The following is a 19,310-nucleotide window of genomic DNA, read 5'->3' as shown; positions in this document are numbered from 1 at the left end:
GGCGCTTCAGGGCGTGAGATGACCTCACGGATTGCAATACATACGTCGCCGTAGGTTACGGTCCCGTAGGTAAGCCGTAGACGCCGACATCAGCCTCTACGTACCCCCTTTCCCCCCTTTCCCCATTTCCCTCACCCGAGGAACGCTGAGGAACGCTGCCGATGACGACCAGCCCCGACCTCGTACCCTCCCAGGCGGCGCCCCCCGACCCCGCCGACGACCCCACCGACTCCCCCGCGCCACCACCTCCCCCGCTGTCCGGCACCCTGGGCGGTGAACGGCGCGGCACGGTGGAGCAGGTGGCCCTCACCGTCTTCATCGTCCTGCCCTTCCTGGCGCTGCTCGCCGCCATCCCCGTCGCCTGGACCTGGGGCGGGGTGAGCTGGCTGGACCTGGGCCTGCTGCTCGCCTTCTACTTCACCGGCTGCCACGGCATCACCGTCGGCTTCCACCGCCACTTCACGCACAGCGCGTTCAAGGCGAAACGCCCGCTGCGCATCGCCCTGGCCATCGCCGGCTCGCTGGCGCTGGAGGGCCCGGTGGTGCGCTGGGTCGCCGACCACCGCAAGCACCACCAGCACTCGGACGCCGAGGGCGACCCGCACTCCCCGTGGCGGTACGGGGAGACCGTCCCCGCGCTGCTCAAGGGCCTGTGGTGGGCGCACACCGGGTGGCTGTTCAACGTGGAGCAGACCCCGCAGCACAAGTACGCGCCCGACCTGATCAAGGACCCGGACGTACGCCGCGTCTCCCGGCAGTTCGTGCTGTGGGCCACCGTCTCGCTGGCGCTGCCGCCGCTGATCGGCGGGCTGGCCACCTGGTCCTGGCAGGGGGCGGTCACGGCCTTCTTCTGGGGTTCGCTGGTACGGGTGGCGCTTCTGCACCACGTCACCTGGTCGATCAACTCGATCTGCCACGCCACCGGCAAGCAGCCGTTCCGCTCCCGGGACCGGTCCGGCAATGTGTGGTGGCTGGCGGTGCTGTCCTGCGGGGAGTCCTGGCACAACCTGCACCACGCCGATCCGACCTGTGCCCGGCACGGTGTGGACCGCGGGCAGCTGGACTCCAGCGCCCGGCTGATCAGCTGGTTCGAGAGGGCGGGCTGGGTGTACGACGTGCGCTGGCCGAAGCCGGAACGGCTGGCGGCACGGCGTACCGGGAGCGGGCCGGGCACCGTGGAGCCGGCCGCTGGGCGAAACCCCGAGGAGGAGGGTTCCGCCAAGACGGCATGATGGTGGGGTGGCGACCGACGAGAGCAGCAGCAGCAGCGGCAAGGAGCAGGCGGTCCGGGGCGGCAAGGAGCGTCCGCCCCGGCGCGCACGCCGGCGGATGACCGGCACCGAGCGCCGTGAGCAGTTGCTCGACATCGGTCGCACCCTGTTCGCGGAGCGCGGCTTCGACGGCACCTCGGTGGAGGAGATCGCGGCGAAGGCCGGCGTCTCCAAGCCGGTGGTGTACGAGCACTTCAGCGGCAAGGAAGGGCTGTACGCGGTGATCGTGGACCGCGAGATGACCCGGCTGCTGGACATGGTGCAGGGGGCGCTCACCGCCGGGCACCCGCGCGAGCTGTGCGAGCAGGCGGCCTTCGCGCTGCTGGACTACATCGAGCAGTACACGGACGGCTTCCACATCCTGGTACGCGACTCCCCGGTCGCCCAGTCCACCGGGACCTTCGCCTCCCTCATCGGGGACATCGCCACTCAGGTCGAGGACATCCTGGGCCTGGAGTTCCAGGCGCGCGGCTTCGATCCGAAGCTGGCGCCGATGTACGCGCAGGCGCTGGTGGGGATGGTGGCGCTGACCGGTCAGTGGTGGCTGAACGTCCGGCGGCCGGAGAAGTCCGAGGTGGCGGCGCATCTGGTGAATCTGGCGTGGAACGGCCTCCAGGGCCTGGAACTGCACCCGCGCCTGGTGGGCCACCGCCGGGTGTGATCGCCCGGCGGGCGGGCCGGCGCCGGCACAGGGGGAGCCCCGAAGCACCGAAGCAGAGAAGCAGAGAAGCACAAGGGAAACCGCCCCCCGGCTGTGTGCACAGCCGGGGGGCGGTTTCGATGCGGGGCATTGCCGCCGGGGTGCCGGGCGGCGCCGGGGCCGTACCGGAGGTAGTACGGGCCCGGCGCGCCGGCGATCCGGCGGGCTTGGTCAGCCGGAGCTGGATCAGCCGTTGCCGACACCGTTGTTGGAGAGGATCCCCAGGCCGGTGAGGACGTGCGACAGCGGCGCGTCGCCCTGAACGGAGCTGGAGTTCTCGGCGCAGGTCTGGTTCTGCTTCTGGGTGAGCAGGTCCTGGATGCCGACGTTGACCAGGCCGACGACGTTCTGCACGTCGACGCTGTTCAGCGGGACGGCGATGCACGGCTTGTTCAGCGAACCGTTGATCAGCGCGAAGTTCGGGGAGAACTTGCCGCTGGTCGTGGTGTTGCCGTAGATCTGGTCCGACGCGTTGCCGTTGGCCGAGATCGGGCCCAGCTGGTTGTCGGTGGCCATCGCCGGAGCAGCGGCCGCGCCCGCCATACCAACAGCCGAGGCGGCGACAGCGACCGTGGCAAGGGTCTTCTTCACGAGATGTTCCTTCCGTGTGTGGATGCCCCGCTGCGGGAGCACCTTGAACAACACGGCAGAGCGGATTCGGTTGTCATTGTTCACTCGGTCGGACCTCTTACGTACCCCTTTCAGGGGAAATGCAGGATTCAACCATTACCTGTTCACTCCCCCGTGGGAGCGGCGAGCGGTGCGGTGAAGGCGGTCGGCCGGGGCGCGGCGCCCATCCCGTGCCCGAGGTAGAAGCTGGTGTGCGGCGGCTGGTTGTACGCCGTGTTCTGCCACGCCAGACCGGTGCGGTACATCCGGTCGTGCAGCAGCGTGGTGATCTTGCGGTCGGTCTCGATCGGGGTGGAGTAGATCCGCAGCGCGCTGTTGTTGCTGGTGCGCCAGATGACCTCCTCGCGCCAGTCGCCCAGGATGTCGCCGGAGAGCACCGGGGTGGCCTTCGTCCCGTTGTTGGACGCCACGCCCGAGCCGGTCAGCAGCCGGGTGTCGCCGCTGGGCCCGTACTTGTCGATGCGGGTGTCGTCCAGCAGCTCCCGCACCGGATCGCCGTCCCACCACACCAGGAAGTTGATGCTGGAGGGCTTGCGGCCGATCTCCTGGCCACTTATGTTCCGCAGCTGCCCGTCCCGCGCCGACCACATCTGCGCGCCGACCGAACCGGACCAGATGTTGCCGGCCACGCCGCGCCCGTTGTCGCCGTTGGGGGCGGTCTGCCAGCGGATCTGGCCGTTGGCCGGGTTGATGTAGAGGGAGGACGGCTGGCTGCTGCCCTCGGAGACCTTGAAGTAGTCCAGGCCCGAGGTGTTGGGGTTGAAGTTGCCCAGGTGCTGGGCATCGCCGTGGCCGGTGCGGGTGGTCCACAGCCGGTAGCCGTTGTCGTCGACGGCCATCGCCCCGTACACGATCTCGTCGCGGCCGTCCCCGTCCACGTCGCCGATGGACAGGCTGTGGCTGCCCTGCCCGTCGTAGCCCTGGCCGACGTTGGTGGAGCTGTTGGTGTCGAAGGTCCAGCGCCGGGTCAGCTGCCCGTTCCGCCAGTCCCAGGCGGCGATGACGGTGCGGGTGTAGTAGCCGCGCGCCATGATGATGGAGGGGCGGGAGCCGTCGAGGTACGCGGTGCCGGCCAGGAAGCGGTCCACCCGGTTGCCGTAGTTGTCACCCCACGAGCTGACGGTGCCGCGCGGCGGCACGTAGTCGACGGTGGCCATGGCGGCGCCGGTGAGGCCGTTGAAGACGGTGAGGTACTCGGGGCCGTCCAGCACCCGGCCGGCGCTGTTGCGGTAGTCGGCGTTGGCGTTGCCGATCACCCGGCCCGTACCGTCCACCGTCCCGTCGGCGGTCTTCATGACCACCTCGGCGCGGCCGTCGCCGTCGTAGTCGTACACCTGGAACTGGGTGTAGTGCGCGCCGGAGCGGATGTTACGGCCCAGGTCGATCCGCCACAGCCGCTGCCCGGCGAGGGTGTAGGCGTCGATGATGGTGTTGCCGGTGGTGCCGTCGTTGGCGTTGTCCTGGGAGTTGGACGGGTCCCACTTGAGGACGATCTCCAGCTGGCCGTCGCCGTTGAGGTCGCCGACCGAGCCGTCGTTGGCGTTGTAGGTGTAGCCGGAGCCGCCGGGGGGCTGCTGGATGGGGATGTCGTAGTAGCCGTTGCGGAACTGGATGGCGTGCGGCGAGAACGGCTGCTCGACGCCGCCCACGACGGCCCGGACCCGGTAGTCGGCGCTGTTGGGGACGTCGCGGTGCAGGAAGTTGGTGGAGCCGGTGATGGGCTGGTCGGTGACCTTGATGTCGCCCCGGTAGACGTTGAAGGCGACGTTGTCGGGGTCGGTGGCCAGATAGCGCCAGCTGACCAGGTTGTTGCCGCCGGAGTGCACGCTGATCAGGCCGCGGTCGAGGTTCTCCAGCTGGGAGGCGGCGACGGTGATGTCGCCGGGATCCTCGGCGGCGACGGCGGCGGGCGCGGTCGGGGCGGCCAGCACCCCGGCGAGCAGCGCCGCCCCCAACAGGATCCATGAGCGGCGCCGGGTTCGGGGATTGCGTGGAGGGGCCACGGTCTCTCCTCGGTAGGTGGGGGGTGGACTTCACGCGATACGTGCCGTGCAAGCGACACGAGCGAAAAGAAGTCGCCACACCCCACCAAAAGGTTGCCGAACCGCTCAGCTCTCTTCGTCCGGTTCGAGAAACTCCAGCCGGTTGCCCACCGGATCGTCCGCGTAGAACCGCCGGTACCCGGGCAGGTGCGGATCCCAGCCGACCGCCACGCCCCGCTCGGCCAGCCGGCGGCCGAACTCCTCGATGCCGGAGACGAGAATCCCGGGATGCGCCTTGCGCGCCGGTACGAACTCCCGCTGGATGCCCAGGTGCAGCACGCACGTCCCGGACCCGAACCAGCAGCCGCCCCGGGCCGCCAGCACCGGCGGCTTGGGCAGCTCGGTCATCCCCAGCACGCCCCCGTAGAACTCCCGCAGCCGCTCCTCGCTGCCGGGCGGGGCGGCGAGCAGCACATGATCGAAGCCACTGATCACGGCGCCACCGCCACGGCGAAGATCCGGCGGAAGGGGTACAGGGTGCCGTGCGGACCGGCCGGGTAGGCGGTGCGCAGCGCGTCGCGGTAGGCGAAGAGGAAGTCGACGCGGGCCTGCGGATCGTCGTCGAGGGCGGCGAGCACGGGCCGCAGCCCGGTGCCCATGACCCAGTCGAGGACCGGGTCCTCGCCGGTCAGCTGGTGCAGATAGGTGGTCTCCCACGCGTCCACGGCGCAGCCCTGGCCGGCCAGCGCCTCGAAGTAGCCGGCCGGGGTACGTACCGGCTCGGCGTCCCGCAGCACCCCGGCCAGCCGGTCCCGCCAGGGCGCACTCGCGGCCAGTTCGCGCATGAGGACATGGCTGGGCGCGTCGAAGTTCCCCGGCACCTGGAACGCGAACACCCCGCCGGGCGCGAGACCGGCCAGCCAGGCGGGGAAGCGTTCGGTGTGCCCCGGCACCCACTGGAGGGCGGCGTTGGAGATGATCAGCTCGTACGATCCGGGCCGTGGCGTCCAGCTGCCGAGATCGGCCGGCGCGAAGGCGATGGAGCCGTCGCCGTCCGTGGGCCCGGCGTACGCGGCGGCATCGGCGAGCATGGCGGGCGAGCTGTCGTACCCGGTGATCGCGGCGTCCGGCCAGCGGTCGGCGAGCAGCCGGGTCGGGGCGCCGGGCCCGCAGCCCAGATCGGCGATCCGGGGCCGCTCGCCGAGTCGTGGCACCCGGGCGAGCAGGTCGAGCAGCGGCCGGGATCGGTGTCCGCTGTAGCGCTGATATTGACCGGGATCCCAGAGATCACTCATGTCCCGACCATGCCCGGCCGACTATCTCGATGTCAAGATAAACGGCTTCAAGAGACTTCACGTCGACAGAACTACTACACTGCTCCCATGAAGGACGAGGTCGATCGACTGGTCGCGGCCTGGCGCCGGGAGCGCCCCGATCTCGACGTGGAGCCGCTGGAAGTGCTCAGCCGCGTCAGCAGGCTGGCCCGCCACCTCGACCGGGCCCGGCGCCAGGTCTTCGCCGACCACCAGCTGGAGTCGTGGGAATTCGACGTCCTCACCGCACTGCGCCGGGCCGGCACCCCCTACCAGCTCTCCCCCGGCGCCCTCCTCACCCAGACCCTCGTCACCTCCGGCACCATGACCAACCGCATCGACCGGCTGGCCAAGAAGGGCCTGGTCGAACGGCTGCCCGACCCCAGCGACCGGCGCGGCGTCCTGGTCCGCCTCACCCCCGACGGCCGCCACCACGCGGACGCCGCCCTGGCCGGCCTCCTCGACCAGGAACGCGCCATCCTGGCCGACCTCACCCACCCCGAACGCCAGAACCTGGCCACCCTCCTGCGCACCCTGACCGCCCCCTTCGACAACACCCCCGCCTCCTGACTCCGCCCGGCATCCCCGTACCTGCCGCACACTTTGGGTAGTCGTCCGATCAGCGGATAGCTAGGATCGGGGCTCGTCGTACACGCATCGCTCGATGCGGGAGGGGATACGCCGTGGCCGACCCGGGGGGATTTGCCATGCCCGCACCACCACCATCACCACCCACACCACCAACGTCACCGCCACAGGGCCCAGGACCGGGGCCGGAGTTGGGACCCGGGCAGGCGCAAGGGCGTGCGTCGCGCACACCATGGCCCGTCCTGCTGCTGGCCGCCCTGCTGACCTTCGCCATCGGCACCGGCGGCGGCTGGCTGCTCGGCCGGGGCGGCGACACCACCCCGTCCAGCGCGGGCGGCGCGCCCAGCATGCCGCGCGCCGACAAGGAACCGGCGGCGTTCGGCGGCCGGCTCGAAGGGAACTGGCGGACCCCCGACCTCCCCACCGCCGAGAACCCCGGCGGCTTCGGGTCGCCCACCTGGATCCAGAACGGGGTCCTCATCCGCCTCGACGCAACCGGCCCCAGAGCCCTGGACCCGGCCACCGGGGAATACGCCTGGGAAGCCACGCTGCCGGACGCCGCCGAAAGCCTGTGCGCCCGCATGGCCATGTCGCAGGACGAACGCCTCCTCGTCCTGGCCTTCCGTGGCAGTACGACAGCAGGCTGCGACGTCGTCGTCACCGTGGACACCACCAACGGCGAGGTCGTGTGGTGGGACACCCTGCACCACATCGAAGGCGGCAACGAAACAACGCGGTTGCTCGTCAGCGACCGCACCGTCGCCGTACTGCGGGCGGGCGGAGAAGCCGTCGTGGAGCGCTTCGCACTGCGCGACGGAGAGCCACTGGACCCGCTGCGGCCGGCCGGCTCGCGCGAGTGCTGGGGCGACCAGCGGTACCTGCCCGGCACGGACCACCTGCTGCTGTGGTCACGCTGCGAGAACCCGGCCGCCGCCGGACCCGGCGCAGGCGAGGGAGAGGCCGAACTGTGGCAGGTCGAGGCGTTCGCCCCGGACGGCGGGCCGCAGGACGGGCCCACCTGGTCCGTCCAGGTCGACACCGCCCCCTACTCGGTGCACGGCGTCCTGTCCGAATCACCACTCGTCCTCTTCCGGAGCGAAGGCATCCGCGCCTACACCACCAGTGGCGTCACCACGACGCCCGAACCCGTGTGGACCGCCGAGGAGGAAGGCACCGTCACCGAGACCCTGATCTCCCGGACCGACGGCCCGCCCCTGCTGATCCTCCTGCTCACCCGGCACGGCGAAACACTGCTGAGCGGCTACGACCTGACCACCGGCACCCGGCTGTGGGACGGGCAGGTCCACCGCCAGCAGTTGGTCGGCGTCGAGGGCGACCATGTGCTGATGGTCGATCAGCCGGCCGACGACTCGTTCCTGGATCTGTCCGGTGAAGCACGCGAACCGGACGAGCTACGGGTGCGATGGGTCGCCTTTCACGACGGCAAGCAGGTCATCGAGGGCTCCGTACCCGCGAACCTCGGGGACCCCGCGCTGAGCGGGGACAGCGACCACACGGCCGTCTTCGCCTGGGACCGCGACGGGTTCTACGTCACGGTCAGCGGCAGTGACTTCGTCCGCACCGTCAGCTTCGACCGCCAGCTCTGAGGGGAGCGAACCGCCATGGCCAACCCGCCCACTCCGCCCATGCTCCCGCCACCGCCGGCGCCACCGGCACCACCGCTCCCTTCCTTCCCACCCGTCCCGCCGGTACCGGAACGCCGCCCCGGCCGCGCCTGGCGCCGGTGGCTGCCGGCCGGCGCCGGGCTGGTCACCCTGCTCCTGCTCGGCGGTGCCCTCGGCAACTCGCTGGCCGAACGGGGCACCACAGCCGGTACGACCACCGGCCCGGACGACGGCGCCGGCGACGGCTCCGGCGACGGCTCCGCCCCGGCCGGCGAGAACGGCACCCCACCGGGCGGCACCATGCCCACCGCCTGGCACAGCCCGGTCGCGGACAGAACGGCAACCGGCGGGTACGTCACCGCCTGGCTCACCCCCGCCGACACCCTGGTGACCGCGAGCCAGAAACTCTTCACCGGCCATTCCCTGGCGGACGGCGAGGAGGTATGGCAGACCGGCCTCCCGGAGGGTGCCGACCAGCTGTGCACCGCGTCCCGCGAGATCAGCGAAACGGGCCTGGTAGCGGCGCTCTTCAGGGCCGAGGACAGTCCGCCACCGGACCCGGCGGACCGCCGGCTCTGGCAGAACTGCACATTGCTCTCCGCCATCGACACCGGCAGCGGCGAAGTCGTGTGGACCAAGGACCTCACCGAGCTGAAAGACGTCCGCCCGGCCACGTACGTCCCGGTCGCCGTGCACCCCGAGACCGTGTCCGTACTGACCGACGACGGCAGCCGGATCCACCGCTTCCGGTCCTCGGACGGCGAGCCGCGCGAGCCGCTGGTCATGACGGAACTCTGCGAGGACCGGAGTTCGATCGCGGTCGGCACCCGTCAGGTGGTCGCCTCCTGCGGCAACGGGGTGAGGTATCTGCCGCTCGCCGAGATCTACGACGTGGACACCGGCGAACAACTGCACCTGTTCAACGACCATGCCCGGCACGTCAGCGCCGTGATCTCCGAAGAGCCGCTCGTCGTCGAGATGGCCAACTCCTACGGGTGGGACTGGGCGATCCACACACTGCGGACCGAGCCGGGAGAAGATCCGCGGTGGGAATCCCTCACCCGGCTCAGAGACCGGGAATCCCCCGACCCCTCCTGGGCGCAGGGCGAAGGTCTGCTGGTGACGGCGGAAAGCGGCACCTACGATCAGGGGTTCACGGCGTACGACATGACCTCCGGCGTCAAGCGCTGGGAGATCTCGGCGACGGAGTCCGACCGGCTCGTGGAGATCGGGGAGGAGTACTCCCTGCTGGTCGCGGACGAGGGCGGGCGGGGCGGCCACTGGCTGTACCTCTCCCGGCTCAGTGAACGGTCCGGCATCCCGCAGATCGAGGGCAGCGCGCTCGTCCCGGGCGGGCTGGACGCCCTGGGAAGGGTACTGGTCCTCACCGACGAGAAGCGGATGTACGTCCACGTCGACGTCTACGACGGCACCCCGCTCTCCATCCACGCCTTCGACCGCAACCTCCCGGCGGCACCGGCGGAGACCGCCTGAGGCGCCCGGGCAGGACGTCTTGTACTGGAGCGCACTCCCAGCCGTACGGTGGCGGCATGACGACCACCACCACCGCGCAGCACCCCATCGGATCAGGGTTCGGCGCGCACAGTACGGCGCAGGACGTGCTGCGCGGCGTCGATCTGTCCGGCAAGCTCGCCCTCGTCACCGGCGGGTACGCCGGGCTCGGCCTGGAGACCACCCGCGCGCTGGCCGCGGCCGGGGCGGATGTCGTCGTACCGGCACGGCGGCCGGAGCGGGCGCGGGCGGCACTCGACGGGATCGCGGAGGTGGAGATCGCCGAGCTGGATCTCGCCGATCTTGAGAGCGTACGGCGCTTCGCCGACGCCTTCCTCGCCTCCGACCGCCCCATCGACATCCTGATCGCCAACGCCGGCATCATGGCCTGCCCCGAGACCCGGGTCGGCCCGCAGGGGTGGGAGGCACAGTTCGCCACGAACCACCTCGGCCACTACGCCCTCGTCAACCGGCTGTGGCCCGCCCTCGCCCGCGACGGCGGGGCGCGGGTGATCGCCGTCTCCTCCGCCGGGCACCTGCGCGGCGGCATCCGCTGGGACGACGTGCAGTTCGAGCACGGCTACGACAAGTGGCGGGCGTACGGCCAGGCCAAGACGGCGAACGTGCTGTTCGCGCGGCATCTCGACACCCTCGGGCAGTCCGCCGGGGTCCGCGCCTTCTCCCTCCACCCCGGCCCCATCATGACCACCCTCCAGCGGCATCTCACCAGCGAGGAGATGACGGAGCTGGGCTGGATCGACGAACACGGCACCCCCCGCACCGACTTCAAGACCCCCGCCCAGGGCGCCGCCACCCAGACCTGGGCCGCCACCTCTCCCCGGCTGGCGGGCGAGGGCGGCGCGTACTGCGTGGACTGCGACATCGCCGCCCCCGAAGCCGTACGAGCCTGGGCCACCGACCCGGCCCAGGCGGCCCGCCTGTGGACCCTGTCGGCCGAACTGACCGGAGTCAACGCCTTCGACTGAGGCGAACGGCCCGACCGTCCACGGGCGTTGGGCCCCTGCACGGCATCGGTCCGGACCCGGGCAGCGCCCGCCTCCTCCGACTACGAACACGAGAGACGGTGCGCCGTCTCCTCCTGTCCCGGACGGCTGGAGGTGGACCTCGGGTCCACCCCGGAGCCGGAGTTCGGACAGGTGGGGGACGGCGGCTTCAGCGTTCTGTGGGGCGAACCCGTGGCGCCGCGTCCGGGATGGGCGTCGATGTGGCCCATCTGCCCGGGCTCGCCCGGCACCACGTGCCGCACGCCCGCACCGCCATCGAACGCGCCCGCCCCGGCCACCCCAGCCACCCCGGCCACCCCGGCCACCCCAGCCGCTTGACCTTCCAGTCGAATCGAAGGTTTACCTTCGAGGGGTGAGCAGCACCACCCCGCCCACCGCCCCGATGCGGATCTCCCAGCTCGCCGAGCGCTCCGGCGTGCCGGCCACCACCCTGCGGTTCTACGAGACCGCCGGACTGCTGCCCGCCGGGCGCAGCCCCGGCGGGTACCGCCTGTACGGGGAGGACGCCGCCGAACGCCTCGCCTTCATCGGCGCGGCCAAACACCTCGGGCTGCCGCTGGAGGAGATCGCCGAACTGCTGCGGGTGTGGCAGTCCGGGGCCTGCCGGGACGTGAAGGCCGACCTGCGGCCCCGGATCGCCGAGCGCATCGCGGACGCTCAGCACCGCGCGGCCGAACTCGCCACCCTCACCGCCACCCTGCACCGCGCCCTGGACCACCTCGACGCGCTCCCCGACCGCGACGGCCGCTGTGATCCGCGGTGCGCCTTCCTCGCGCCCCGGGCCCGGGCCCACCCCGTGGCCTGCACCCTGAGCGGCGAGGCCGCCACCGAACGGGCGGCACGGTGGCATCAACTGCTGGCCGGCGCCGAACGCGCGGAGAGCGAGGGCGGCGGGTGCGTACGGCTGACCGTGCCGGCCGGCCGGGCCGGCCAGATCGCCGAACTCGCCGTCGCCGAGCAGCGCTGTTGCCCGTTCTTCGACTTCCGCCTCCACCTCGACGGCCCGGTGCTGCGCCTGGAGGTCCGCGCCCCGGCGGAAGGCGCCGCCATGCTGGCCGAGCTGTTCACCCCGGCGGGCTGATCTCATCCGCCCTTCCCCCTCTGCAAGGAGCAGGTACGTTGTCGCAGTCATCCGGCCTGGTAGCGGGCATGGAACGGCACCAGGTCGCCGTCTATCTGGGCGCGTTGGCGGCCGGGGCGCTGGTGGGACGGGTCGCACCCGGTGCGGGGCCCGGGCTTGAACACGCCATCAACCCGGTCCTGGCGGCGCTGCTGTATGTGACGTTCCTGCAAGTGCCGGCGGCGGAGCTGCTCCGCTCGCTGCGGTCCGGCCGGTTCCTGGTGGCGGCGCTCGTCGTGAACTTCGTCGTGGTGCCGCTGGTCGTCGCGGCGATGTTCCCGTTCCTCCCCGCCGACCAGGCCGTACGGCTGGGCGTGCTGCTGGTCCTGCTCGCCCCGTGCGTCGACTACGTGATCGTCTTCAGCGGCCTGGCCGGCGGCAGTAGCGAACGGCTGCTCGCGGCGACGCCGTTGCTGCTGCTCGCACAGATGCTGCTGCTGCCCGGCTTCCTGTTCCTGTTCCTGGGCTCGGAGCTGGGTGACGTGGTCGAGGCCGGCCCGTTCGTCGAGGCGTTCGTCGTCCTGATCGTCATCCCGCTGACGCTGGCCTGGCTCACCCAGGCGTGGGCCGCCCGGCGGCGCGGCGGCGCGCGGGCCGCCGACGCGGTGGGTACGACGATGGTGCCGCTGATGGCGGCCACGCTGCTGACCGTGGTCGCCTCCCAGGTGCCCAAACTCGGCGACAGCCTGGGCGATGTGGCCCGGGTCGTACCGTTCTATGTGACGTTCCTGGTGGTGATGGCCTTCGCCGGGCTGGGCGTCACCCGCCTCTTCCGCCTCGGCGTACCGGCCGGCCGCGCCATCGTCTTCACCGGCGCCACCCGTAACTCGCTGGTGGTGCTGCCCCTTGCCCTGGCCCTGCCGGACCGGCTGGCGATCGCCGCCGTGGTGGTGGTCACCCAGACCCTGGTGGAGGTGGTCGGCATGGTGGTGTACGTACGGGCAGTGCCGCGGCTGCTCCCGCCGCGGTGAACGGGCTCGAAGCGTCCTGACCAGGGACGTGGCGGCGGCTGGCCGGGCGGGTCGGAGGCACACGCGTTCCGGGCCCGGAATGTTGCAGGCCAACGGTGCACATCAGTGGTGGCCGCGGGGGCATCGAAGGGACAGAACCCCGACATCGGCGGGATCATTTGAAGATCGCATCAACCCTAGTGTTGTCCATGTCAGCACGACACACCGCAACCACAGTTGATGGAGACCTCCGATGAGCTCGCGCCGCGCCTCCCGCCACACCCGCCTCGTCCTGGCCATCGCCGCCGCCGCTGCCCTGACCGCCACCGCCACGGCGTGCGAGGCCGACGAAGCCGCTCCCGACAACTCCGCCCAGGAGCCGGGTGGTTCGCAGCAGGACATCGACAACCCGGACGCGGACGACACCGACATCGACATCGAAGACGACATGGAAGAGGGCGGCGGCCAGGCCTGCGGCACCACCGAGGTCACCTTCACGGTCAGCTCGGAGACCCAGGCCGGCGGCTACCTGCTGGTCACCGCCAAGGCCAACGAAGGTGTCTCCTGCGGCCTGTCGGGCACCTTCCCGGACGCCGCGTTCGGCTCCTCCGAGGACTCCCACGTCTCCCCCGACGGGCAGGCCGTCGGCGAGCCCTTTGAGCTCTCCGGCGACACCGTCGCCTACGCCGGCATCAACCCCAAGAGCACCAACACCGACTACGGCACCGAGTACGAGCAGCTCATCATCGCCTTCTCCGAGACCGTGAGCGACCCGGTGACCCTGCCCCTCGACGAGCCGGTCCTCGTCGACGAGCCCCTCGCCACCAACTGGGTCACCGACCCGGCCGACGCCGTCCCCTTCTCCTCTCGCTGACCCCCCGCGAACGAGCCGCCCCGCATCGCTCCGACCCCGTGCCGCACTCCCCGTGTCGGGTCGGAAGACGAAGGGACGGCGGGCGCGTACGGCCGAAGCCGATCTGCGAATGGGCCCACGCTCTCCGGAGCATGGGCCCGTTCGCATGTCCGCCCGCCCGCCCGCCCGAAAACGGGACAACCACCGACCACCGACCACCGGCCAACCCACCCGCACCTCTTCCGTCCCCGTGCCGGTGACGGCAGCGCGAGGCCGTCGTCGTCGAGCGACGCCCGCGTCAGTCGGCCGGCGGGACTCCGGCGCGGCGGGCCAGGGCGACGGCGGCCAGGGTGGAGTGCACTCCGAGTTTGCCCAGGACGTTCTGCATGTGGGTGCGGACCGTGTGCGGGGAGAGGTACAGCCGTTCCGCGACCGCCTTGCGGCCGAGGCCGGACAGCATGCAGCGCAGGACTTCCAGTTCACGCGGGGTCAAGGAGGCGACCAGTCGCTGGTGTTCGGTGCGGTTGCGGCGGTCGTGGGTGAGTTCGCGTAAGACGCCGGTCAGCAGGGCCGGCGGGACGTGGGTCTCCTCGCGCAGTACGCCGCGTACCACCACCAGCAGTCGGGCCAGTGAACTGTCCTTCGCCACCCACGCGTTGGCTCCCGCCGTGAGGGTCTGGGCGGCGCGGCGCGGGTCGTCGTAGGTGGCGAGCATCACCGGGCGCAGGTCACCGTGGCGTTCCCGGACGAGGGTGAGGAGGGTCGCCGAGTCCGCCATGTCGACGTCGAGGAGCAGGACGTCGTACGCGGCGCGTTCCAGTTGGTGCACCGCCGCCGGGACGGTGCCGACCGCCGCCGCCTCCACGTCCGTTTCGGCCGTGAGCGCGGTGGCCAGCGACTCGGCGAAGATGCGGTGCTCGTCCACCACCAATACGCGTATGCGATCCACTGGATTCCGCCCCCTGACGCGAACGGGCGGGCCTGGTGGGCGCAGTCGGGTACGGCCGCCGCCGTCCCGTAGCACCCACCGCTCTCGCCCCCTGAAAAACAGCTGTCGGCCCCCACCGATGCTGTCCCTCCAATGTACGGGCGGAAACGTCTGGGTGAAGGGGTTTGGCAGAAGTCAGCCATCCCGGAAAGAGGTACGAAGACGGGATCGCACGCCCCATCGGGCGCCGTGCTGTGCGGGGTGCACGCCTTCCGCGCACACCATTCATGCTATGGGATGGTTTATCTGATAGAGGGGTGGTATATCGCGCATCTGGGTAGCATGCGCCGTGGATACTCTCCCGCAGACAGATTCCGTACGCGTTCGGTCGAATTCCTTTCTGCGCAAGGCCGCTTACCCGTTCCTTCTGATCGCCCTCGTCGTCACCGTCTGGTCGACGCTCGCCTTCGGCTGGGATCTGAGCACCGCCAGCATGCCGTTCCTCATCGGCACCATCGCTTACCTCGCCATCCTGGAGCGGCTGATCCCGCACAACCCGGACTGGCATCCCAGCCGCCGCGAGTGGGGCCGGTACGGGATGTACTACGCCCTCACCACCATCGGCAGTGTCATCGCCGAACTCGCCGTGCTGGAGGGTGTCCAGTGGCTGTCACCCGACACGCCGCACCTCAGCCTGGGTGCCGAGATTCCGCTCGCCGTCCTCGTCGGGTCGCTCGCCAGCTATCTCATCCACCGCTGGGGCCACACCAACAAATACCTGTGGCGGCTGCACGGCGTGCATCACGCTCCGGACAAAGTCAACGTCGCCAATAACGGCGTCAATCACGTTCTTGACATCATGATCTCCCAGGGCATCGTGCAACTCGCCCTGGCACTCGCCGGGTTCTCGGCGCAGGCGGTGTTCGCCGTCGGTCTGTTCGTCGTCGCGCAGGGGTTCTTCGTGCACGCGAACATCGAGGTGCGGACCGGGTGGGTCGGCTATGTGCTCGCCAACCCGGAACAGCACCGGCTGCATCACAGCACCGATCTCGACGAGGCGGGGCACTACGGCAGCGATCTGTCCATCTGGGACACGCTGTTCGGCAGCTTCACCTGGTACCCGGGGCGGCGGCCCGAGCGAGTCGGGCTGCACGACCCCGCGTCGTTCCCCCCTACCGACGCGGTGGTCGCCAGCATGCTGCACCCCTTCCGGCCAGGCCGTCGCAGCCGTCGCAGCCGTCAGAGCGACAGGCGGCCCACGTCCAGCTGACCGGGGTCACCGGTGCCGCCGCGGTCGAAGGCGAAGAGCATGGAGTACGGGTCCTGGGCGTCGACCCGGACCGGCCGGCCCAGCCGTACGCACAGCGCCCGCGCCACCTCGGTCAGCCGGGTGCGCTCCTCCGGGGAGTACGCCGGGCAGCGCGCCCAGCTCTTCTCCTCCAGCTCCGTCGCGATGTGCTCCATCAGTACGGTGCGGAACCGCTGCTCCTCCTCCGCGGACAGCGGGCCGGGGTCTGCCACCGACCCCGGTCCACCGGTCATCTCACGCACGTTGTAGAGATCGCGGATCACTAACTCTCCCGTCCGGTAAGCGAGTTGGACGGCGCTCAGCGTACGGGCAGGCTCCGCGCGCCCGGCGACGGGATGGCGGTAAAGATCCGCGGGGTGGCGTACCCGGCCACCGCGAAGGCGTCGGATACGGCCTTTCCGGTCGCCTCCGCAGCGTCCTCCTCGATCAGCACGATCGCCGAGCCGCCGAAACCGCCGCCGGTCATCCGCGCGCCGAGCGCGCCCGCCGCCTCCGACACCTCGACGGTCAGGTCCAGTTCGGGGCAGGAGACCTCGAAGTCGTCACGCAGGGAGGCGTGGCCCTCGCTCAGCAGCGGGCCGATGTCGCCGACCCGGCCGGCGTCCAGCAGTCCGATGACCCGCTCGACCCGGTGGTTCTCGGTGACGACGTGCCGCACCCGGCGGCGGATCTCCTCGTCCGCCAACCGGGCCAGGGCGGCGTCCAGTTCGGCGAACGGGACATCGCGCAGTGCCCGTACGCCCAGGGCCGCCGCGCCCGCCTCGCAGGACGCGCGGCGCTTGCCGTACGCGCCGTCCGCGTGCGCGTGCTTGACCTGGGTGTCCACCACCAGCAGCCGCAGCCCCCGCGCGGCCAGGTCGAACGGGATCTGGCGCTGCGTCAGATCGCGGGTGTCCAGGTGCAGGGCGTGGCCCTCCGTACAGCAGGCCGAGGCCATCTGGTCGAGGATGCCGGTCGGGGCGCCGACGTACGCGTTCTCCGCCCGCTGCCCGATCCGCGCCAACTCCTCGCGGCTCAGCCCGAGACCGTACAACTCGCTCAGCGCCAGCGCCGTGACCACCTCCAGCGCGGCGGAGGAGGACAGGCCGGCGCCGACCGGGACGTCGGAGACGTAGTGGATGTCCGCGCCGCCGACCAGGTGGCCGGCGTCGCGCAGCGCCCACAGCACACCGGCCGGGTAGACGGCCCAGCCGCCGGTCGAGCCGGGGGCGAGGGTGGCGGGGTCGATGGCGATCGGGCGCGAGTCGATCTCACGGGAGTGGACGCGCAGCACGCCGTCCGTCCGGCGCGAGACGGTCGCCGTGGTGCTGTGCGGCAGGGCGAGCGGCATGACGAAGCCGTCGTTGTAGTCGGTGTGTTCACCGATGAGGTTGACCCGGCCCGGGGCGGTCCATATGCCGTCCGGGGCGACCCCGTACAGCTCCTGGTGGGTCTGCGTCTGCGTCCGCGTCGGGGACTGGGTGGTCATGCCGTGCTCTCCTGGTGCTCCTGCTGCCGGGCGAACGTCCACGCGTCCTCGATGATCCCGGCCAGATCGGTACGGGTGGGGTGCCAGCCGAGCACGTCGCGGGCACGGTCGGCGGAGGCCACCAGGACGGCCGGGTCGCCGGCCCGGCGCGGGGCCTCGGACTCGGGGATCTCGCGCCCGGTGACCTTGCGGGCGGTCTCGATGACCTCGCGCACCGAGAAGCCGTTGCCGTTGCCGAGGTTGCAGACCAGATGCTCGGCGGGGCGGGCGGCGGTGAGGGCGAGCAGATGGGCCTCGGCGAGGTCGTCGACGTGGATGTAGTCGCGCACGCAGGTGCCGTCGGGGGTCGGGTAGTCGGTGCCGAAGACGGAGATGGAGTCGCGGTGGCCGAGCGCGGTGCGCAGGACGAGCGGGATGAGGTGGCTCTCGGGGTCGTGGCGTTCGCCGTACGTGCCGTGCGCGCCGGCCACGTTGAAGTAGCGCAGGGAGACGGCGGCCAGGCCGTGGGCGGCGGCCTCGCTGGTGATCATGTGATCGACGGCGAGCTTGGTGGCGCCGTACGGGTTGGTGGGCGCGGTGGCGGCGTCCTCGGTGATGGGGGTGGTGGCGGGTTCGCCGTACACCGCCGCGGTGGAGGAGAAGACGAGGGTGCGCACGCCCGCGTCGCGCATGGCGGCGAGGAGTTCGATGGCGCCGCCGACGTTGTTGCGCCAGTACTTGGCGGGGTCGGTGACGGACTCGCCGACCTGCGAGCTGGCGGCGAAGTGCAGGACGGCGTCGTACGTGCCGTCCAGGTGCCGGGCCGCGTCCTGGACCCGGCCCTCGATGAACTCGGCGCCGGCCGGGACGCCCGCGCGGAAGCCGGTGGACAGGTCGTCGAGGACGGTGACCCGGTGGCCGGCCGCCAGCAGATGGGCGGTGACCACGCTGCCGACGTAGCCGGCGCCGCCGGTGACCAGGTAACGGTTGCTCATGCGGTAGCCACCTCTCGCAGCCGGGCGGCAGCGGCCTCCGGCAGGGAATCACTGACGAACACATTCATACCGGACTCGGAACCCGCCTGATACTTCAGCTTGCCCGGGCCGCGGCGGATCGTGAACAGCTCCAGATGCAGAGCGAAATCGGCGCGCGCCTCGTCCGTGATGGAGCGGAAGGGGGCCTGGTGCCAGCCCGAGATGTACGGGGTGGGGCCAAGTCCCGGGCCGAAGATCCGGTCGAAGCGGCGCAGGATGTCGAGGTAGACGGTGGGGAACTCGGCGCGGGCCGCGGCGTCGAGGGCGCGCAGGTCGGGGACGCGGCGGTTGGGGTACAGGTGCACCTCGAACGGCCAGCGGGCGGCGTACGGGACGAAGGCCGTCCAGTGGTCGGTGGCGAGCACGAGGCGGGAGCCGTCGGCGTGCTCCTCGGCGAGCAGATCGTCGTAGAGGTTGCGGCCTCCGGTGACGCGCCGGTGCTCGGCGACGGCGGCCAGGGCGCGTTCGGTGTGCGGGGTGAGGAACGGGTAGCCGTAGATCTGGCCGTGCGGGTGGGGCAGGGTGACGCCGATCTCGGCGCCGCGGTTCTCGAAGGCGTAGATCTGGGTGACGGCCGGGTTGTCCGCGAACTCGGCGGTGCGGTCCGTCCAGGCGTGCAGCACCAGGGCGGCCTGCTCGGGGGTGAGGTCGGCGAAGGAGTCGTCGTGGCGCGGGGAGAAGCAGACCACTTCGCAGCGGCCGAGGTCGCCGGAGAAGGAGGGGAAACGATTCTCGAAGACGACGACGTCGTAGTCCCCGGCCGGTATTTCGCTGAGCCGTTCGCCCTCGGAGGGGCACAGCGGGCACTCGTCGGCGGGCGGGTGGTACGTACGGGCCTGGCGGTGCGCCGCGTATCCGACGGACTCGCCGCGCAGGCGGTCGACGCGGATCTCGGAGGCGGGGGAGGCGATCTCCAGGGGTCGCCGGTCGAGCGCGGTGCGGTCAGCGTCCTCGCGGGAGTCGAAATAGATCAGCTCTCGCCCATCGGCCAGCTTGACCGTGGTCCTCTTCATGCCGTCCTCA

20 protein-coding genes are annotated in these 19,310 nt (G+C 71.1%); 11 read left to right on the top strand and 9 right to left on the bottom strand.

The window, feature by feature from the left end; translation table 11 throughout:
- Nucleotides 1-161: 161 nt before the first annotated feature.
- The gene (locus tag AC5WRL_RS20150; protein ID WP_496090015.1) at nt 162-1,232 is read left to right on the top strand and encodes an acyl-CoA desaturase; all 1,071 of its coding nucleotides are present in this window, start codon (nt 162-164) and stop codon (nt 1,230-1,232) included.
- 7 nt (nt 1,233-1,239) lie between these two features.
- Nucleotides 1,240-1,932 carry a TetR/AcrR family transcriptional regulator gene (locus AC5WRL_RS20145; protein WP_496090014.1) on the top strand — a complete coding sequence of 231 codons (693 nt, stop codon included), beginning with the start codon at nt 1,240-1,242 and terminating at the stop codon, nt 1,930-1,932.
- 225 nt (nt 1,933-2,157) lie between these two features.
- Here the strand turns inward: AC5WRL_RS20145 and AC5WRL_RS20140 are convergent, their stop codons facing one another.
- The 4 genes from AC5WRL_RS20140 to AC5WRL_RS20125 all read right to left on the bottom strand — a co-directional run bounded on the left by AC5WRL_RS20140 (nt 2,158) and on the right by AC5WRL_RS20125 (nt 5,878).
- Nucleotides 2,158-2,562: a rodlin gene (locus AC5WRL_RS20140; protein ID WP_496090013.1), complete on the bottom strand. Its 405-nt coding sequence runs from the start codon at nt 2,560-2,562 to the stop codon at nt 2,158-2,160.
- 143 nt (nt 2,563-2,705) lie between these two features.
- Complete coding sequence (locus AC5WRL_RS20135) at nt 2,706-4,604, bottom strand: rhamnogalacturonan lyase (protein ID WP_496090012.1); 1,899 nt, start codon at nt 4,602-4,604, stop codon at nt 2,706-2,708.
- A 105-nt stretch (nt 4,605-4,709) separates the two neighbouring features.
- A complete protein-coding gene (locus AC5WRL_RS20130) occupies nt 4,710-5,078 on the bottom strand; it encodes a VOC family protein (protein WP_496090011.1) in 369 nt (122 codons plus the stop codon).
- A complete protein-coding gene (locus AC5WRL_RS20125) occupies nt 5,075-5,878 on the bottom strand; it encodes a trans-aconitate 2-methyltransferase (RefSeq protein ID WP_496090010.1) in 804 nt (267 codons plus the stop codon). Before AC5WRL_RS20125 ends, AC5WRL_RS20130 begins: the two co-directional genes overlap by 4 nt.
- 87 nt (nt 5,879-5,965) lie before the next feature.
- Between AC5WRL_RS20125 and AC5WRL_RS20120 the strand changes: the two genes are divergently transcribed.
- The 8 genes from AC5WRL_RS20120 to AC5WRL_RS20085 all read left to right on the top strand — a co-directional run bounded on the left by AC5WRL_RS20120 (nt 5,966) and on the right by AC5WRL_RS20085 (nt 13,590).
- The gene (locus tag AC5WRL_RS20120; protein WP_496090009.1) at nt 5,966-6,466 is read left to right on the top strand and encodes a MarR family winged helix-turn-helix transcriptional regulator; all 501 of its coding nucleotides are present in this window, start codon (nt 5,966-5,968) and stop codon (nt 6,464-6,466) included.
- 209 nt (nt 6,467-6,675) lie between these two features.
- A complete protein-coding gene (locus tag AC5WRL_RS20115; protein WP_496090008.1) occupies nt 6,676-8,091 on the top strand; it encodes an outer membrane protein assembly factor BamB family protein in 1,416 nt (471 codons plus the stop codon).
- Between the two features lie 39 nt (nt 8,092-8,130).
- On the top strand, nt 8,131-9,603 hold the full coding sequence (locus AC5WRL_RS20110; RefSeq protein ID WP_496090007.1) for a hypothetical protein: 1,473 nt from the start codon (nt 8,131-8,133) through the stop codon (nt 9,601-9,603).
- A 56-nt stretch (nt 9,604-9,659) separates the two neighbouring features.
- Nucleotides 9,660-10,607 (top strand): SDR family NAD(P)-dependent oxidoreductase, encoded by a 948-nt coding sequence (locus tag AC5WRL_RS20105; protein WP_496090006.1) that lies wholly within the window; start codon nt 9,660-9,662, stop codon nt 10,605-10,607.
- A gap of 197 nt (nt 10,608-10,804) precedes the next feature.
- Nucleotides 10,805-11,002: a hypothetical protein gene (locus AC5WRL_RS20100; RefSeq protein ID WP_496090005.1), complete on the top strand. Its 198-nt coding sequence runs from the start codon at nt 10,805-10,807 to the stop codon at nt 11,000-11,002.
- On the top strand, nt 10,999-11,727 hold the full coding sequence (locus AC5WRL_RS20095; protein WP_496090004.1) for a MerR family transcriptional regulator: 729 nt from the start codon (nt 10,999-11,001) through the stop codon (nt 11,725-11,727). The genes AC5WRL_RS20100 and AC5WRL_RS20095 overlap by 4 nt, the downstream gene beginning before the upstream one ends.
- Nucleotides 11,728-11,795: 68 nt before the next feature.
- Nucleotides 11,796-12,737: a bile acid:sodium symporter gene (locus AC5WRL_RS20090; protein WP_496090135.1), complete on the top strand. Its 942-nt coding sequence runs from the start codon at nt 11,796-11,798 to the stop codon at nt 12,735-12,737.
- Between the two features lie 232 nt (nt 12,738-12,969).
- On the top strand, nt 12,970-13,590 hold the full coding sequence (locus AC5WRL_RS20085) for a DUF4232 domain-containing protein (protein WP_496090003.1): 621 nt from the start codon (nt 12,970-12,972) through the stop codon (nt 13,588-13,590).
- Nucleotides 13,591-13,867: 277 nt separating this feature from the next.
- On the opposite strand, the gene AC5WRL_RS20080 is transcribed toward AC5WRL_RS20085, so the two are convergent.
- Entirely contained in the window at nt 13,868-14,518 is a 651-nt protein-coding gene (locus AC5WRL_RS20080) for a LuxR C-terminal-related transcriptional regulator (RefSeq protein ID WP_496090002.1), read from the bottom strand.
- A 328-nt stretch (nt 14,519-14,846) separates the two neighbouring features.
- On the opposite strand from AC5WRL_RS20080, the gene AC5WRL_RS20075 reads away from it, so the two are divergent.
- Nucleotides 14,847-15,767: a sterol desaturase family protein gene (locus tag AC5WRL_RS20075; protein WP_496090001.1), complete on the top strand. Its 921-nt coding sequence runs from the start codon at nt 14,847-14,849 to the stop codon at nt 15,765-15,767.
- Here AC5WRL_RS20075 and AC5WRL_RS20070 read toward each other — a convergent pair.
- From AC5WRL_RS20070 to galT, 4 genes are all read right to left on the bottom strand, one after another.
- Nucleotides 15,737-16,039: a hypothetical protein gene (locus AC5WRL_RS20070; protein WP_496090000.1), complete on the bottom strand. Its 303-nt coding sequence runs from the start codon at nt 16,037-16,039 to the stop codon at nt 15,737-15,739. The two genes, AC5WRL_RS20075 and AC5WRL_RS20070, sit on opposite strands and share 31 nt — an antisense overlap.
- A gap of 65 nt (nt 16,040-16,104) precedes the next feature.
- Nucleotides 16,105-17,274, bottom strand: coding sequence for a galactokinase (gene galK / locus AC5WRL_RS20065; protein WP_496089999.1), 1,170 nt, complete (start codon nt 17,272-17,274; stop codon nt 16,105-16,107).
- Nucleotides 17,271-18,248, bottom strand: a complete 978-nt coding sequence (gene galE / locus AC5WRL_RS20060) for a UDP-glucose 4-epimerase GalE (RefSeq protein WP_496089998.1) — start codon at nt 18,246-18,248, stop codon at nt 17,271-17,273. The genes galK and galE overlap by 4 nt, the downstream gene beginning before the upstream one ends.
- Nucleotides 18,245-19,300: a galactose-1-phosphate uridylyltransferase gene (gene galT / locus AC5WRL_RS20055; protein ID WP_496089997.1), complete on the bottom strand. Its 1,056-nt coding sequence runs from the start codon at nt 19,298-19,300 to the stop codon at nt 18,245-18,247. The genes galE and galT overlap by 4 nt, the downstream gene beginning before the upstream one ends.
- Nucleotides 19,301-19,310: the final 10 nt, after the last annotated feature.

This window comes from Streptomyces sp. NTD107 (assembly GCF_059510435.1).
This window is presented reverse-complemented; position numbering and strand designations above follow the sequence as displayed.

What these genes read in the sequence shown, in the direction of transcription:
- AC5WRL_RS20150 (WP_496090015.1), top strand. Translation starts at nt 162, where the DNA reads ATGACGACCAGCCCCGACCTCGTACCCTCCCAGGCGGCGCCCCCCGAC.
- AC5WRL_RS20125 (WP_496090010.1), bottom strand. Translation starts at nt 5,878, where the DNA reads ATGAGTGATCTCTGGGATCCCGGTCAATATCAGCGCTACAGCGGACAC.
- AC5WRL_RS20120 (WP_496090009.1), top strand. Translation starts at nt 5,966, where the DNA reads ATGAAGGACGAGGTCGATCGACTGGTCGCGGCCTGGCGCCGGGAGCGC.
- AC5WRL_RS20110 (WP_496090007.1), top strand. Translation starts at nt 8,131, where the DNA reads ATGCTCCCGCCACCGCCGGCGCCACCGGCACCACCGCTCCCTTCCTTC.
- AC5WRL_RS20105 (WP_496090006.1), top strand. Translation starts at nt 9,660, where the DNA reads ATGACGACCACCACCACCGCGCAGCACCCCATCGGATCAGGGTTCGGC.
- AC5WRL_RS20090 (WP_496090135.1), top strand. Translation starts at nt 11,796, where the DNA reads ATGGAACGGCACCAGGTCGCCGTCTATCTGGGCGCGTTGGCGGCCGGG.
- AC5WRL_RS20085 (WP_496090003.1), top strand. Translation starts at nt 12,970, where the DNA reads ATGAGCTCGCGCCGCGCCTCCCGCCACACCCGCCTCGTCCTGGCCATC.
- AC5WRL_RS20070 (WP_496090000.1), bottom strand. Translation starts at nt 16,039, where the DNA reads ATGACCGGTGGACCGGGGTCGGTGGCAGACCCCGGCCCGCTGTCCGCG.
- galK (WP_496089999.1), bottom strand. Translation starts at nt 17,274, where the DNA reads ATGACCACCCAGTCCCCGACGCGGACGCAGACGCAGACCCACCAGGAG.
- galE (WP_496089998.1), bottom strand. Translation starts at nt 18,248, where the DNA reads ATGAGCAACCGTTACCTGGTCACCGGCGGCGCCGGCTACGTCGGCAGC.
- galT (WP_496089997.1), bottom strand. Translation starts at nt 19,300, where the DNA reads ATGAAGAGGACCACGGTCAAGCTGGCCGATGGGCGAGAGCTGATCTAT.